Source organism: Nocardioides hwasunensis, assembly GCF_014779665.1.
GTDB lineage: Bacteria > Actinomycetota > Actinomycetes > Propionibacteriales > Nocardioidaceae > Nocardioides > Nocardioides hwasunensis.
Genome location: NZ_JACXYY010000003.1, coordinates 351,374 through 367,817, shown reverse-complemented (window position 1 = coordinate 367,817; position 16,444 = coordinate 351,374). Strand labels below are relative to the sequence as shown.

At 70.8% G+C, this 16,444-nt stretch carries 9 protein-coding genes; 6 read left to right on the top strand and 3 right to left on the bottom strand.

Annotation, left to right across the window (positions count from 1 at the left end; genetic code table 11):
* Positions 1-32 precede the first annotated feature (32 nt).
* The 4 genes from rimO (at position 33) to IEZ25_RS08800 (ending at position 8,248) form a co-directional block, all read left to right on the top strand.
* A complete protein-coding gene (rimO, locus tag IEZ25_RS08815; RefSeq protein WP_224748775.1) occupies positions 33-1,496 on the top strand; it encodes a 30S ribosomal protein S12 methylthiotransferase RimO in 1,464 nt (487 codons plus the stop codon).
* Positions 1,493-2,116, top strand: a complete 624-nt coding sequence (gene pgsA, locus IEZ25_RS08810; RefSeq protein ID WP_191199022.1) for a CDP-diacylglycerol--glycerol-3-phosphate 3-phosphatidyltransferase — start codon at positions 1,493-1,495, stop codon at positions 2,114-2,116. The genes rimO and pgsA overlap by 4 nt, the downstream gene beginning before the upstream one ends.
* A 162-nt stretch (positions 2,117-2,278) precedes the next feature.
* A complete protein-coding gene (locus tag IEZ25_RS08805) occupies positions 2,279-5,755 on the top strand; it encodes an ExeM/NucH family extracellular endonuclease (protein ID WP_191199021.1) in 3,477 nt (1,158 codons plus the stop codon).
* Between the two features lie 171 nt (positions 5,756-5,926).
* A complete protein-coding gene (locus tag IEZ25_RS08800) occupies positions 5,927-8,248 on the top strand; it encodes a bifunctional metallophosphatase/5'-nucleotidase (protein WP_191199020.1) in 2,322 nt (773 codons plus the stop codon).
* A 41-nt stretch (positions 8,249-8,289) separates the two neighbouring features.
* On the opposite strand, the gene IEZ25_RS08795 is transcribed toward IEZ25_RS08800, so the two are convergent.
* Entirely contained in the window at positions 8,290-10,056 is a 1,767-nt protein-coding gene (locus IEZ25_RS08795) for a glycoside hydrolase family 15 protein (RefSeq protein WP_191199019.1), read from the bottom strand.
* 18 nt (positions 10,057-10,074) lie between these two features.
* On the opposite strand from IEZ25_RS08795, the gene IEZ25_RS08790 reads away from it, so the two are divergent.
* Complete coding sequence (locus tag IEZ25_RS08790; protein ID WP_191199018.1) at positions 10,075-10,578, top strand: CinA family protein; 504 nt, start codon at positions 10,075-10,077, stop codon at positions 10,576-10,578.
* 70 nt (positions 10,579-10,648) lie between these two features.
* Positions 10,649-10,960: a helix-turn-helix domain-containing protein gene (locus IEZ25_RS08785; RefSeq protein WP_191199017.1), complete on the top strand. Its 312-nt coding sequence runs from the start codon at positions 10,649-10,651 to the stop codon at positions 10,958-10,960.
* Positions 10,961-10,976: 16 nt separating this feature from the next.
* On the opposite strand, the gene IEZ25_RS08780 is transcribed toward IEZ25_RS08785, so the two are convergent.
* Both IEZ25_RS08780 and IEZ25_RS08775 read right to left on the bottom strand, forming a co-directional pair.
* On the bottom strand, positions 10,977-11,768 hold the full coding sequence (locus IEZ25_RS08780; RefSeq protein WP_191199016.1) for an Fpg/Nei family DNA glycosylase: 792 nt from the start codon (positions 11,766-11,768) through the stop codon (positions 10,977-10,979).
* Positions 11,761-16,374 carry an ATP-dependent helicase gene (locus tag IEZ25_RS08775; RefSeq protein WP_191199015.1) on the bottom strand — a complete coding sequence of 1,538 codons (4,614 nt, stop codon included), beginning with the start codon at positions 16,372-16,374 and terminating at the stop codon, positions 11,761-11,763. Before IEZ25_RS08775 ends, IEZ25_RS08780 begins: the two co-directional genes overlap by 8 nt.
* Positions 16,375-16,444: the final 70 nt, after the last annotated feature.

Below are 16,444 nucleotides of genomic sequence, written 5' to 3'. Positions count from 1 at the left end.
CCCTGCCCGCCTCACCCCAGCCTGCCGCGCCCCTGCAGGTCGCTGTCGTGACCCTCGGCTGTGCGCGCAACGAGGTCGACTCCGAGGAGCTGGCCGGACGTCTGGAGGCCGGTGGGTTCGTGCTCGTCGACGATGCCGAGGACGCGGACACCGTCGTGGTGAACACCTGCGGCTTCGTCGAGGCCGCCAAGAAGGACTCGGTCGACACCCTGCTCGAGGCTGCCGACCTCAAGGCGTCGGCCGGCCACGGTGGGAAGGCGCAGGCCGTGGTGGCCGTCGGCTGCCTGGCCGAGAGGTACGGCAAGGACCTCGCCGAGTCGCTGCCCGAGGCCGACGCAGTCCTCGGCTTCGACGACTATCCCGACATCGCGGCCAAGCTCCGCGCCATCGTGTCCGGCGAGGTGCACCACCCGCACACGCCCTCCGACCGCCGCCGGCTGCTCCCGATCTCCCCGGTCGACCGCGACGCGTCCACGATCTCGGTGCCCGGGCACGAGGTGCAGGCAGACACCGCGGAGATCGGCGCAGGTGCCCCCGCGACGGGCCCCCGCGCCGTACGACGTCGGCTCGACGCCGGCCCGATGGCGCCGCTCAAGCTCGCCAGCGGCTGCGACCGGCGCTGCTCCTTCTGCGCGATCCCGAGCTTCCGCGGCTCCTTCGTCAGCCGCCGCCCGAGCGACGTCGTCGGCGAGGCACGCTGGCTCGCCGAGCAGGGCGTCAAGGAGCTCTTCCTCGTCAGCGAGAACTCGACGTCCTACGGCAAGGACCTGGGCGACCTGCGACTGCTCGAGACGCTCCTGCCCGAGCTCTCCGGCATCGACGGCATCGAGCGGGTGCGGGTGTCCTACCTCCAGCCCGCCGAGACGCGCCCCGGACTCATCGAGGCGATCGCCTCGACCCCCGGCGTGGTGCCCTACTTCGACCTCTCCTTCCAGCACGCGAGCGCCTCGGTGCTGCGTCGGATGCGTCGCTTCGGCGATCCCGAGAGCTTCCTCGGCCTGCTCGAGCAGGTGCGTTCGCTGGCCCCACTGGCTGGCGTACGGTCCAACGTGATCGTCGGGTTCCCCGGGGAGACCGATGAGGAGCTGCAGACCCTGTGCGACTTCCTCGAGGCCGCCCGGATGGACGTCACCGGCGTCTTCGGCTACTCCGACGAGGACGGCACCGAGGCGGCGGGCTTCGCCGACGACCTCAAGCTCGACGACGACGAGATCCGCGCCCGCACCGAGCACGTCACCGCCCTCGTCGAGGAGCTCAACGCCCAGCGGGCCGAGGAGCGCATCGGCGAGGAGGTCGTGGTGCTGGTCGAGACCCTGGAGGAGGCTGACTACGGGCTCGTCGTCGACGGTCGCGCCGCCCACCAGGGCCCGGAGGTGGACGGTACGACGACCCTCGTCGGCGCAGCGGACGCGCAGGTCGGCGACCTGGTGACGGCGACCGTCACCGCGACCGACGGGGTGGACCTGGTCGCACGAGCGAGTGGAGCCGGCGCATGACCACCGAGCAGCGGCAGGTGTCGAACTTCAACATCGCCAACGTGCTCACCACGCTGCGCATCGTGATGGTGCCGTTCTTCGGCTGGGCCCTGCTCGTCGACGACGGCAACGACCCGCTGTGGAGATGGATCGCCTTCGGCCTGTTCGCGGTCGCCATGATCACCGACAAGATCGACGGCGACCTGGCCCGCAAGCACGACCTGATCACGGACTTCGGCAAGATCGCCGACCCGATCGCCGACAAGGCGATCACCGGAATGGCCTTCATCGGCCTCTCGATCGTGGGCGACGTCTGGTGGTGGGTGACGATCCTCGTGCTGCTGCGCGAGTGGAGCGTGACCCTCCTGCGACTCTCGATCCTGAAGGACGTCGTCATCGCTGCGGCGCAGAGCGGCAAGATCAAGACTGTCCTGCAGGCTTTCGCGCTCGCGGGCCTGATCTGGCCGCTGCCGCACGGCGATGCCCACGGTGGAGCCTTCGACTTCTGGCCCGGCCCCACCGGCGAGGTGCTGTTCTACCTGGCCCAGGCGATGCTCGCCGCGGCCGTCGCGATGACCCTCTGGTCGGGCTACGAGTTCTTCCGGGACGTCGCCAGGCAGCGACGCTCAGAAAAGGTCTGAGGCCTGCGTCACATCGCGACGAAATGGCACCCGAACTTTTGGCAACAGTCTCAGAACAACTGGGCCGGGTGGATCCCCAAATGTCGGCGACGTGGGTCAAGATGCGGTGCACATCACCTGCACCCCCCGAATCCCGGAGTAAATATGCGCTCACTTGCGCTCTTGTCGTCGCGTCGTATCGCGGCCGGAGCGGGTCTGGCTCTTCTCACAGCTGGACTCACCCCCTTTGCAGCACAGGCCAATCCAGCCGGCACCGGACTGGTCATCAACGAGGTCTACGGGGGAGGCGGCAATAGCGGCGCGGTCTACACCAACGACTTCATCGAGCTCCACAACCCGAGCTCGACTCCGCTGTCGGTCGCCGGACTGAGCCTTCAGTACCGCTCGGCGGGGGGGACTGGTGCGCCCGGAACGTCGAACGTCTTCGCCCTGCCGAACAAGACGATCCAGCCGGGTGGCTACTTCCTCGTGCAGGCCGCCGCCGGTACGTCAGTCACCGACAAGCCCTTGCCGGTGACGCCTGATGCTCAGACAACGGGAACCGACCTCAATCTGGCCGGCACGGGCGGGCAGATCTACCTCGTCAACGGAACGGCTCCGCTGGATCCCGGCACCGGCACGATCTCCCACGCCAACGTGGTCGACTTCGTTGGCTGGGGAACTTCCACCACCAGCTACGAAGGCACTCCTGTCGCGCCGGCAACGCGCAACGTCGCACCTGCGACCGCCAACGCCACGTCGATCTCCCGCAAGGCGAGCGCCGGGGTGGTCCAGGACACCGACTCGAATGCGGGCGACTTCGCGGCCGCGACGGCTCCAAGCCCTCAGACGACCACGACCGCTGGACCACTGACCGCAGATGCGTCCGGCGACAAGGCCGGTCAGGTCGACGCGCCGGTCGCCGGCTTCACGCTGACCGCCACCGGCGGTACGACGCCGTATGCCTGGACGGCGACCGGTCTGCCCCCGGGCGTCACCGTCGCGGCGAACGGCGCCGTCTCCGGTACCCCGACCACGGCGGGCACCTACAGCGTCACTGCGACGGTCACCGACTCGGCCTCGCCCGCTGCGTCGGAGGATGTCACCTTCACCTTCACCATCACCGCGGCCGCCCAGCTGATCTCGATCGCCGAGATCCAAGGCACCGGCGCGACGACTCCGTTCGCCGGCCAGCAGGTCAAGACCCAGGGTGTCGTGACCGCGGCCTACCCGACCGGTGGCCTGAACGGCTTCTACATGCAGACCCCCGGTCCGGACACTGCGAACGCCTCGGACGCGATCTTCGTCTACGGCGGCACCACCGGCTTCACGACGTACCCCGCGATCGGTGATTCGGTGCAGGTGGTCGGTCAGGCCACGGAGTTCGGTGGCGCCACCCAGATCGCGGCGTCGGACGCCGGTGTGACCGGCGTCGCTGCCCTCGGCACCGTCATCGCCAAGACCACGATCCCCGGCACCACGTGCGCACTGCCCGGCAGCTCGTGCAAGTCGCTGGAGGACCTGACCGCGGAGCGCGAGGCGATGGAGGGGGAGCTGGTCAAGCCGACCGCTCCCTTCACCGTGACCGACAGCTACGACGGCAGCCCCTTCTGGCCAGGCAACAACCCCTCGTCGGGCATGTTCGGCGAGATCGGCCTGGCTGCCGAGAGCAGCAGGCCCCTGGTCGCGCCGACCGAGCTGTACGACGCTCAGACCGAGGCCGTGAGGATCAGCGAGCGCACGGCCTACAACAACGCACGTCGGATCGTCCTCGACGACGGCTCCAGCCTCAACTACGCCACCGCCGCGAACACCGGACAGGCCTACCCGTGGCTGACCGCGAACCACACCGTGCGCATCGGTGCCGCGGTCACCTTCCCGGAGCCCGTGGTCTTCACCGAGGGCTTCAGCACGTGGCGCCTGCTCCCGACCACCCGCGTGATCGGAGCTCCCTCACAGGCCCAGCCGCAGATCTCCCAGACCCGCGGAGCGAATCTTGCTCCCCAGGACGTCGGTGGTGACATCAAGCTGGCGACGTTCAACGTGCTCAACTTCTTCCCGACCACTGGTGAGGAGTACGTCGCGGGTGGCGGTTCCTGCACCTGGTACACCGACCGTGCCGGCAACCGGATCACGACCAACCAGTGCGGCACCCCTGCCACCAGCAGTGGCAACGGTCCGCGAGGTGCTGCCAACGACGCGAACCTGAAGCGTCAGCGGGACAAGATCGTCGCCGCCATCACCACGTCCGGTGCCGACATCGTGTCGCTCGAGGAGCTGGAGAACTCGGCCAAGTTCGGCAAGGACCGCGACTTCGCCATCACCCAGCTGGTCGACTCGCTCAACGTCGGCAACGCCGGCACGTGGGCCTTCGCGCCGTCCCCGACGGGGGGCGACCTCCCGCCGCTGGCGGCCGAGGACGTGATCCGCACCGGGTTCATCTACAAGCCGGCGAAGGTCGAGCTGGTCGGCACCTCGAAGATCCTGGTCGGCAACGCGGCTTTCGGCAACGCGCGCGAGCCGCTGGCACAGGCCTTCAAGCAGGTCGGCACCCCCGACGCGAGCGCGTTCGCGGTGATCGTGAACCACTTCAAGTCCAAAGGTTCCGGCGTGAACGACGGCACGGGTCAGGGCAACGCCAACCCGGACCGGATCGCCCAGGCCAACGCGCTGGTCGCCTTCGCCGAGCAGTTCAAGACCGACCGCAACACCACCCGGGTCTTCCTCACCGGTGACTTCAACTCGTACACCAAGGAGGACCCGATCCAGGTCCTCAACGCAGCTGGGTACACCAACCTGGAGTCGACCAGCGACCCCGAGGAGGAGACCTACTCGTTCGACGGCATGGTCGGCTCGCTCGACCACGTGCTCGCGAACGCAGCGGCGTACGCCACGGTCGACAAGGTGGACATCTGGGACATCAACGCCGGGGAGCCGGTCTTCTACGAATACGGCCGGTTCAACTCGAACGTGACGAACCTCTACACCGATGGTCCGTTCCGCTCCTCCGATCACAACCCGGAGATCATCGGCATCAACACTCAGCTCGCCCCCGTCGACCCGCCCGTCGACCCGCCGGTCGACCCGCCGGGTTCGACGGTCGACTCCACGGTCGGCGGCTCGGCTGAGAAGATCCGCTTCGGCAGCGCCGGATCGGTCGAGGTGCGAGTGTCGCCTTCCGACGCGACCGGAGTGGTGGCCCTGACCCGAGGATCGAAGGTCCTGGGGAGCACCACCCTCGTCTCGGGAACCGGCCGGATCGCCGTGCCCGCGGGGGCGCTCCCCGTGGGCAACCACACGCTGGCGCTGACCTACACCGGCGACACCCGGCATCGAGCGTCCGTCGGCACGGTGTCGGTTCGCGTCCGCAAGACGCACGCCGACCTGTCCGCCAAGGTGCGTCCAGCACAGGTGTGGGCTGGCCGCACCCGGGCCCGGGTCAAGGTCTCCGTCGAGGCTGACGGTGTTCGGCCGACCGGCGGGGTCGAGGTGAGGATCGGCCGGAAGACCTATCGGGCCAAGCTCGGCGACGGGTCGGCCACCATCCGGCTCGACCGCTTCGACCGCCCGGGCAAGTACCGCATCAGGGTCGTCTATCTCGGCGACTCGCACACCAAGTCGACGGCCACGCGCATGACCATCAGGGTCAAGCGTCGCTGACGCCCGGAGCGTCGCGAGCCCGGTCGCCGAAGGACCGGTGGCCGGGCTCGCACCCCCTCATCCGGCCCGCTCGCAGGTCTCTGCGAAGCGCACGACCCGCAGAACCCGCGGGTTAGGGTGACCCGACTCTCACGTACTCAACCTTCACGTACTCAACCGAAAGGCCACCTCGTGTCAGCAACCCGAACCGGTCGCAGAATCGCTCTCGCGACCTCCCTGACGGGGCTGCTCGCAGCCCCGCTCGCCGTCATCGCGACGGCCACGCCCGCCCACGCGGCGCCCACCACCATCCAGATCCTCGGCACCAACGACTTCCACGGTCGTCTGGTGTCGGAGGGCACCACCGGCACGACGCCCGCGGGAGCGGCCCAGTTCGCCGGCGCCATCGAGCAGTACCGCGCCGACCCGACGGTGGGGGGCACCGTCTTCGCCGCCGCGGGTGACCTCGTCGGCGCCTCGACCTTCGAGTCCTTCATCCAGCAGGACAAGCCGACCCTCGACGCCATGAACGCGATGGGCCTCGACGTCTCGGCCGCCGGCAACCACGAGTTCGACGCCGGCTACGGCGACCTCGTCAACCGGATCATGAAGCCCTACGACGCCAGCACCAACCCTGCCGGTGGCGCGGAGTGGCAGTACCTCGCGGCCAACGTCCGCAAGAAGTCCGACAACACCTACGCGCTCCCCGACGTCGCCGCGTCGCCGGGCACGTCCGACGGTGGCACGTGGATGACGACGGTGGACGGCGTCGACGTCGGCTTCGTCGGCGCCGTCACCGAGGACCTCCCGTCGCTGGTGTCGCCGTCCGGCATCGCCGACGTCAAGGTGACCTCCATCGTCGACGAGGTGAAGACGGGGGCCGCCGCGCTCAAGGCCGCCGGCGCCGACGTCGTCGTGATGCTGGTGCACGAGGGCTCGTCCACCAACAACTGCTCCGGCGTCTCCGACGACAGCGCCTTCGGCAAGATCGTCAAGGGCGTCGGCACCAACGTCAACGCGATCATCTCCGGTCACACCCACCTGGCCTACAACTGCACCGTCGATGGTGTGCCGGTGGTCTCCTCCGGCCAGTACGGCACGAACTTCAACGTCCTCAAGTTCACCGTCGACACCTCGGTCCCGTCCGTGTCGGTGGCCTCGCAGGCGATCGTCTCGGCCAACTCGGTGGCACTGACCGCCCAGAGTGCGATCGACAAGAAGGCGGAGGTCAAGACCATCGTCGACGCGGCCGTCGCCAAGGCCGACGTCCTCGGTGCTCGTGAGCTCGGCAAGCTCGGCGGTGCGTTCAACCGCGCCAAGCTGGCCGATGGCACCACCGAGAACCGCGGTGGCGAGTCGACGCTCGGCAACCTGGTCGCCGAGGTCCAGCGCTGGGCCACCAGCACGCCCGAGGCGGGTGCTGCACAGATCGCCTTCATGAACCCGGGCGGCCTGCGCACCGACATGGCCGGCACCAACGGCACGCTGAGCTACAAGCAGGCGGCCGTGGTCCAGCCCTTCGCCAACACGCTCGTCAACATGAAGCTCACCGGCGCGCAGATCAAGACCGTGCTGGAGCAGCAGTGGCAGCGCGACGCCGGCGGCGCCGTCCCGAGCCGTGCGTTCCTGCGTCTCGGCGTGTCCGAGGGCTTCTTCTCCACCTACGACCCGACCAAGCCGGAGGGCAGCCGGGTCACCGGCATGTGGCTCAACGGCAAGGCCATCGACCCCGCCACGGCCTACTCGGTCACCGTGAACTCGTTCCTCGCCACGGGTGGTGACAACTTCCGCGGGTTCAACGCCGGGACCGCCAAGCGCGACACGGGCAAGGTCGACCTGCAGGCCATGGTCGACTACATGGCGACCTTCGCTGCGACGACGCCGCTCAAGGTCAAGGGCGACCAGCGCCAGGTGGGAGTCTCGCTGCCGGCTGACGCACCGCGCTTCTACCGCCTCGGGGGCGAGATCAAGCTGAACCTGTCCTCGCTGGCGATGAGCACCCCCGCAGACGCCAAGGACCCCACGCTCGCCGTGAAGCTGGGCGACGCCGGGAGGGCATCGGCCAAGGTCGACAACACCATCTCGGCCGTGCAGAACGACGAGTCCGGCACGAGCGCGGTCTCGGTCAAGCTCACGGGCAAGGTCCGCAAGGGCAAGCAGATGCTGACCTTCACCGGTCCCTCGACCGGCACGTCGTTCTCCATCCCCGTCGACGTTCGCAAGGCCAAGCCCGAGGTCAAGGCCCGGGTGAATCCCGGCCGCATCGTCAAGGGCAAGACCCGCGCGCGCGTGAAGATCAAGGCGAGCGCCCTCGGCATCAAGGCCGTCAACGGCAAGGTGATCGTCAAGGTCGGCGGCAAGAAGTACACCGCCAAGCTGAAGAAGGGCAAGGCGATCGTCCGCCTCGACCGCTTCGCCAAGACCGGCACGAAGCGCGTCGTCGTGAAGTACGCCGGCAGCCAGAAGGTCCGCGGCAAGCAGGCCGTGGTGAAGATCAAGGTCCGCAAGCGCTGACCAGCGTCACCTGAGCACACTCCAGTGCGGCCCTCGTCCTGCTAGCGCAGGGCGAGGGCCGCCTGCACGAGAGCGAGGTGGCTGAAGGCCTGAGGGAAGTTCCCGGCCATCCGCCCGCGCTCGGTGTCGTACTCCTCGGCGAGCAGGCCGACGTCGTTGGTCAGCCCGCACAGCCGGTCCATCAGGACCTCGGCGTCGTCTCGTCGGCCGGCGTGGGCCAACGCGGAGACCAGCCAGAACGAGCACGCGAGGAACGGGTGCTCGTCGCCGGCCAGGCCGTCGACACCGGTCTGGGTGCGGTAGCGCAGCAGCAGTCCATCACGCATCAGGTCCGCGCAGACCGCGTCGATGGTGCCCAGCACCCGTGGGTCGTCGCCCGGAAGGAATCCCACGAGGGGGATGGTCAGCAAGGACGCGTCCACCTCGCGGGTGTCGTAGTGCTGGGTGAACGTCCCACGCTCGGCGTCGAACCCCTTCTCGAGGATCTCCTCGCGCACCCGGTCGCGCAGCTCGCGCCACCTCTCGACCGAGCCGGGCAGACCGTGGTCCTCCGCCGCCCGGACGGCGCGGTCGAAGGCGACCCACACCATCACCCGCGAGTGGGTGAAGTGGCGCTGCGGCCCGCGGATCTCCCACAGGCCGTTGTCCGCCTCGTCCCAGTGGTCGGCGAGCTCGTCGACGAGAGCGCGCTGGAGCGCCCACGAGTTCCTCGTCTCGTCCAGGCCGGCGTTGCGCGCCAGCTCGAGCGCGACCATCACCTCGCCGAGCACGTCGTTCTGCCGCTGGGAGACGGCACCGTTGCCGATGCGCACCGGCCGGCTGTCGGCGTAGCCGGGCAGGTGGTCGAGCTCGCGCTCGGGCAGCTCTCGGCCGCCGTCCACGGTGTACATGATCTGCAGGTCGGCCGGGTCACCGGCCACGGCGCGCAGCAGCCAGCGCCGCCACTCCAGCGCCTCCTCCTCGTAGCCCGCGCCGAGGAGCGACTCGAGGGTGAGTGCGGCGTCGCGCAGCCAGCAGAAGCGGTAGTCCCAGTTGCGCTCGCCGCCGAAGTCCTCGGGCAGGGAGGTGGTCGGCGCCGCGACGATGCCACCGGTGTCGTCGTGGGTCATCAGCAGGAGCGTCAGCAGGCTGCGGCGTACGACGTCGGCGTGCGGCACGTCGTCGGGCGAGCGGCCGGACCACTCCCGCTGCTGCTGGGTGGTCGTGCGGATCCGCTCGTCGAAGCCGAGCGGCTCCGGCACGTCGTGCCACGAGTGGATCCACGTGGTCGAGAACGTCATCTCGTCGCCCGCGCTCATCTCGAACTCGTCGTCGTGGTGCCCGTCGTGGCCATGGGGCAGCCGCGGGCCTCGCAGGACGAACTTGTCGGGACCGGCGACGGCCACGACGACATCGTTGCCGTGGGCGCGTTGCCGGGTCACCCAGGGACGGACCTTGCCGTAGTCGGTGCGCACCACCCAGTCGTGCCGGACGGTCACGGTGCCACGGGTGCACGTCAGGCGGCGTACGACGTCGGCGCGGTTGTCACCGGTCGGCATCACGTCGAGCAGCACGAGCTCGCCCCCGGCGGTGGTGAAGGTCGTCTCGAGGAGCGCCGTGCCGTCGACGTAGCGGCGGCTGGTCTCCACCACCTCGTCGGCCGGTGCCAGGAGCCATCGGCCGTGGTCCTCGGTGCCCAGCAGCGCGGCGAAGCAGGCGGGGGAGTCGAAGCGCGGCAGGCAGAGCCAGTCGATCGATCCGTCCTTGCCGACCAGGGCCGCCGTGCCGCGGTCGCCGATGAGTGCGTAGTCCTCGATGGGGAGAGCCATGGCGCTAGTGTCCCGGACATGTGGTCGGCAGGCACGACGTCGGAGGGAGTCGCGGCGCGGGTGCTCGAGGAGCTCGCCGGACGCGGGGAGAGCGTGGCGACCGCGGAGTCGCTCACGGGAGGACTCCTCGCGGCGACGCTGACCGACGTGCCCGGCGCCTCCCGCAGCTTCGTGGGCGGGGTGGTGTCGTACGCGACGAGGGTCAAGGTCTCGGCTCTCGGCGTGCCCACCTCGGTGGTCGAGCAGCACGGGGTGGTGTCCGAGCAGTGCGCCGCCGCGATGGCGTGCGGGGTCCGTGAGCGCCTGGACGCGACCTGGGGGCTGGCCACCACCGGGGTCGCCGGACCGGACGAGCAGGAGGGTCATCCGGTCGGGACGGTCTGGATCGCGGTCGCGGGTCCGGGACTCGTCGAGACCCGGTTGCTCGCGCTCGACGGCGACCGGGTCGGCATCCGCCGCGGCACCTGCGCGGCGGCGCTGTCGGCGCTCGGTGCGATGCTGGCGTCCCGTCCCACCGGTTGACCGGCGGGAAGAAAGGTCGCTCAGGTAGCGTTGGGCCAGGCGACCTCCCCCGAGAGAGAAGGACTCGCGCATGGTGCTCTTCCGACGGCTGCTCGGCGAGGTGCTGCGCGGCGCTCGCATGCAGCGCGGCATGACGCTGCGTGAGCTCTCGGCCGAGGCCCGGGTGAGCCTGGGCTACATCTCCGAGATCGAGCGTGGACAGAAGGAGGCCTCGTCCGAGCTCCTCGCGTCGCTGTGCCAGGCGATGGACCTGCCGCTCTCCGACGTGCTCCGTGATGTCGCCGACGCGGTGGCGCTCGAGGAGGCCGCCATCGGCATCGTGGCCCGCGCCACCATCGCCCCGGCGCGTCCGGCCGGCGACGTGGTCGCCTCGGCGGCCTGACGCCGCCCGTCGAGCGCTATTGCTCCGGTTGACAGCTGGGACACCAGTAGGTCGCGCGCTCGCGGCCGGGCTCGCCGAGCATGGTCACGGCGATCGGCGTGCGGCAGCGTCGGCAGGGTGACTTGTCGCGGCGATAGACCCACATGCGTTCCCGCTCGCGCAGGTCGCCGGTCGTCGACTGGATCGCTCGCTCCTTGTTGACCTCGAGCATCTGCTGGCCGCGTCGCACGAGCCGGGGCAGCTGGTCGACGGTGGACACGGCGTTGGCGGGGTTGACGCCCATGGTGAAGCAGAGCTCGGCCATGTACATGTTGCCGATGCCGGCCAGGTTGCGCTGGTCGAGCAGGGCCTGCGCGACCGGACGGGCCGGCTCGGAGCGCAGGTTGGCCACGGCCCGTTCCTCGTCCCAGTCGGGCCCGAGCAGGTCGGGACCGAGATGGGCGACGAGGTCGGCCTCGGCCTCTCGCGGCACGAGCTCGACGATGCCGAGCTGGAAGCCGACCGCCTTGCGTCCCTCGATCCCGAGGACGATCCGCGCCTGGTCCTCGGGTCGGCGCCACCGCTCACCCTCGGGGTAGACGTGCCACGAGCCCTCCATCTTCAGGTGGGTGTGGAGCGACCAGGCCCGCTGGTGGTCGATGCGGGTCAGGATGTGCTTGCCCCGCGCGAGGGTGCGGATCACCGTGCCGTCGGAGAGGTCGACCGTGGCGAACGCGGGCACCCGGAAGTCGGTGAGGGTGAGGCGGTGCCCGGTCAGGGCGCGATCGAGCTTGGCCGCCGCACGCCAGACGGTGTCTCCTTCAGGCACGGAGCCTCAGTCCCTTCGGGGTCGCGATGAACCCGGCGGCTGTGAGGGCCAGTCGGATGGGGGTCTCGCCTCCGTTGCCGATGAGCGCCTGCCCGTCGACCTTCTCGACGGTGAGCCGGCCGAGCGCGCCGCGCTGGGCGGCGTCGGCGAGAGCCGACATCGCCGGTGTGAGCACGTCGGGGTCCTCGCTCCAGGTGAGCAGCGTGCGGCCGCCGCGCTCGACGTAGACGGTGAGCTCGCCGTCGACGACGACGACCAGCGCCCCGGCCTTCCGACCCGGTCGGTGGCCCACCCGGTCGGGATCCAGGGGCTCGGGCCAGGGGAGGGCGGCCCCGAAGACGTTGGCCGGATCGGTGGCGGCGAGGGCGACGACGGTGGGCTTCGCGCCGGACTTCTGGCTCTCGGCCTCGGCGAAGGTGCGGAGCCGGTCGATCGCGCCGGCGCTGCCGAACTGCGCCGCGCCGAGGCCCTCGATGAAGTAGCCGCGGCGGCAGCGGCCGGTGTCCTCGAAGGCGCTGAGCACCTTGTAGACACCGGCGAAGCCACCTACGACGCGTTCGCTCATCACAGCGCCGCGGGTCACCACACCGTGTCGCTCGAGCAGGTGCTCGGCGCGAGCGTGCGCGCGGCGGGTCGGGTCGTCGTCGCGCTCGGGCAGGAGCGCCCAGCGGCCCGCCGTCTCCGGAGGTCCGGTGCGCGCCGGCATCCGTCCGCCCCGCATCCGGCCGCGGGTCGTGCTGCCCATCCGCGGCGGCGCACGTCGGCTCCGGTGCGACGGGGTGCCGCTGCGGACCAGCGCGCGCAGCGGGGTGAGGGTGTCGTTGGTGACCAGGCCCTTCCAGACCAGCTCCCACAGGGCGGCGCTGAGCTCGGCGTCACTGGTGGAGCCGATCCGGTCGGCGAGCTGCCGGAAGAACCACGCGCCACCGGGGTCGAGGGCGTCGAGGACGGCGCGCTGGAGGCCCTCCGGCTCGCCCTCCCCGCCGGGACCGGTCTCGACCTCGGGCAGGGTCAGGTGCGCCTGGTCGGCGAGGTGGAGGCTGACCCAGCCGTCGCTGCCGGGCAGTGGGGAGTGACCCGCCCAGATGACCTCGCCAGACGCCGTGAGCTCGTCGAGCATCGACGGCTCGTAGTCGCGCACGCGCGCGGCCAGCACGAGCGGCTCGAGCGCGCTGGCCGGGACCGGGCAGCCGGCCAGCTGGTCGATCGCGGCGACCACGCCGTCGACACCGCGCAGGTTGCCGGCGCGAGCCTGCCCGGCGGCGTCGCGCCCGACGACGTTCTGCCAGACCGGGAGGAAGCGCGCCACCGCGTCCTGGCTGACCGGCTCGATCTCCTGGCGCAGCCGGGCGAGCGAGCGGCGTCGGAGCTTGCGCAGGACCTCGGCGTCGCACCACTCGTTGCCGGTGCCGGACGGGCGGAACTCGCCGTCGAGCACGCGTCCGCGATGGGCGAGTCGTTGCAGGGTCTGGCGGGCGACGGCCTCGCCCAGGCCGAGGCGGGTGGCGACCTCCGCCGTGGTGAAGGGGCCGTGGCTGCGGGCGAACCGCGAGACGAGGTCGCCGATCGGGTCCTCCGGCAGCTCCAGGAAGGCGTCCGGGGTGCCGACGGGGACCGGCACGCCGAGTCCGTCGCGCAGTCGGCCGATGTCCTCGATGGCCGTCCAGCGGTCCTCGCCGGCCATCCGCACCTGCACCACCCGGCGTACGTCGGCGAGCGAGGTGAGCCAGCCCTCGATGTCGGCTCCGTCGATCGAGCGTGCCCGGATCTCGTCGGCGGACAGCGGACCGACGAGCCGGAGCAGGTCGGTGACGGCCTCGGCGGTGCGGGCGCGGCGGTCGTCGGCGAGCCACTGCAGCTCGGCCTCGACCTCTGCGAGCACCTCCGGGTCGAGCAGCTCGCGGAGCTCGGCGCGACCGAGCAGCTCGGCGAGCAGGCCCTGGTCGAGCGAGAGCGCGGCAGCGCGGCGCTCGGCGATGGGGGAGTCGCCCTCGTAGACGAACTGGGCGACGTAGCCGAAGAGCAGGCTCCGCGCGAAGGGGCTGGGCTGGGTGGTGGCGACGTCGACGACCGTGACCTCACGGCGCTGGACCCGGCCGAGCAGGGCGACGAGCGCGGGCAGGTCGTAGACGTCCTGCAGGCACTCCCGCACGGCCTCGAGCACGATCGGGAAGGCGGGATATTGCGAGGCGACCTCGAGGAGCTGGGCGCTGCGTTGGCGCTGCTGCCACAGGGGGCTGCGGCGACCGGGATCGCGCCGCGGGAGGAGGAGCGCCCGCGCGGCACACTCGCGGAAGCGGCTGGCGAAGAGCGCGGATCCGCCGACCTCCTGGGTGACGAGCTGGTCGATCTCCTCGGGCTCGAAGACGATGACCTCGCCCGTGGGCGGCTCGGCGTCGGTGTCGGGGATCCGGATCACGATGCCGTCGTCGGAGGCGACGGCCTGGCCGTCGATGTCGAACCGCTCGCGGAGGCGGGCGTTGATCGCCAGTGCCCACGGTGCGTGGACCGGCGTGCCGTAGGGGGAGTGGACGACCAGGCGCCAGTCGCCGAGCTCGTCGCGGAACCGCTCGACGACGATCTGGGTGTCGCTGGGCACGACCTGGGTCGCCTCGCGCTGCTCTCCGAGGTAGGTGACGAGGTTGGTCGCGGCGTTGGCGTCGAGGCCGCGCTCGCGGACCTGCGCGGTCGCCTTGGCAGGGGACAGGGAGGCGAGGTCGCGGGTGAAGGCCCCGACGGCAGCGCCCAGCTCGGCGGGACGGCCGAGGGAGTCGCCCTTCCAGAACGGAAGCCGGCCGGGGATGCCGGGCGCGGGCGTGACGAGCACCCGGTCGTGGGTGATGTCCTCGATCCGCCAGCTCGTGGCGCCGAGGGCGAAGATGTCGCCGACGCGCGACTCGTAGACCATCTCCTCGTCGAGCTCACCCACCCGGCTGGCCTTCTCGCCGACGAGGAAGACCCCGAACAGGCCACGGTCGGGGATGGTGCCGCCACTGGTGACCGCGAGCCGCTGGGCGCCGGGGCGACCGCTGAGCTTGCCGGTGACTCTGTCCCACACGATGCGCGGGCGCAGCTCGGCGAACTCGTCGCTCGGGTAGCGCCCGCTGAGGAGGTCGAGGGTCGCGTCGAAGGCGGAGCGCGGGAGCTGGGAGTAGGAGGCGGCGCGCACCATGAGGGCGTACATCTCGTCGACGTCCCACTCGTCCATGGCGAGCATGGCGACGACCTGCTGGGCCAGCACGTCGAGGGGGTTGGCGGGCACGGACAGCTTCTCGATGGCGCCGCTGCGCATCCGCTCGACCGACACGGCGGTCTGCGCGAGGTCGCCGCGGTGCTTGGGGAACAGCACGCCGCGGCTGGTCTCGCCCACCTGGTGACCGGCGCGGCCGACGCGCTGGAGGGCGCTGGCGACACTGGGTGGCGACTCGATCTGGATGACGAGGTCGACCGAGCCCATGTCGATGCCGAGCTCGAGGCTGCTGGTGGCGACCACGGCGGGGAGGCGGCCACGCTTGAGGTCGTCCTCGATGATCGCGCGCTGCTCCTTGGAGACCGAGCCGTGGTGGGCCTTGGCGATGATCGTGTCGGCGCCGCTGCTCTGGCCGGACTGGGCCATGACCTGGGCCGGAGCCTTGCCGGCCTTCTCGCGCTGGTGCTCACCCGCCGCGACACCATCCTGCTCGGCGCGCTCCGCCCGCTCGGCGGCGATCTCGTTGAGGCGGGCGGTGAGCCGCTCGGCGAGACGGCGCGAGTTGGCGAAGACGATCGTCGAGCGGTGCTGCTCGACGAGGTCGACGACGTGCTCCTCGACGTGGGGCCAGATGCTGGTGGCGCGGCCCGGGTCCTCGGACGTCTCGTCGTACTCTCCGGGCATCGTCATGTCCTCGACGGGCACGACGACCTTGAGGTCCCACTCCTTGGTGCTGGGCGGGGCGACGATCTCGACCGGCTGGGTGCCGCCGAGGAAGCGTGCCACCTCGTCGAGCGGGCGCACGGTCGCGCTGAGGCCGATGCGCTGCGCGGGCTTGTCGAGGAGCTGGTCGAGTCGCTCCAGGCTGATGCCGAGGTGCGCGCCGCGCTTGGTGCCCGCCACCGCGTGCACCTCGTCGAGGATGACCGTGTCGACGCCGCGCAGCGTCTCGCGCGCCTGGCTGGTGAGCATCAGGAACAGCGACTCCGGCGTCGTGATGAGGATGTCGGGCGGAGTGGTGCCGAGCTTGCGCCGGTCGGCCGGGCTGGTGTCGCCCGACCGCAGGCCGACGGTCACGTCGGGCACGGCGGTCTCGAGCCGCTCGGCGGTGTGCTTGATGCCGGTGAGTGGTGCGCGGAGGTTGCGCTCGACGTCGACGCCGAGCGCCTTGAGCGGAGAGATGTAGAGGACGCGGGTGCGCCGCGACTTGTCGTCGGGTCGCTCGCTGCTCGTCAGCCGGTCGATGGCGTGGAGGAACGCACTCAGCGTCTTGCCGCTGCCGGTGGGCGCGACGACCAGGGCGTGCCTGCCCTCGGCGATGCTGGTCCAGGCACCCTCCTGCGCGGGGGTGGGCCCCGCGAACGACGCCTCGAACCACGCCCGCGTGGGTGCGCTGAAGCGGTCGAGGGCGGTCATGCTCTGCAGTCTCTCACCGACGTACGACACCGAGCCTGCCCCGAAGGGCGGGGTGGGCCCGCCTCCGTCG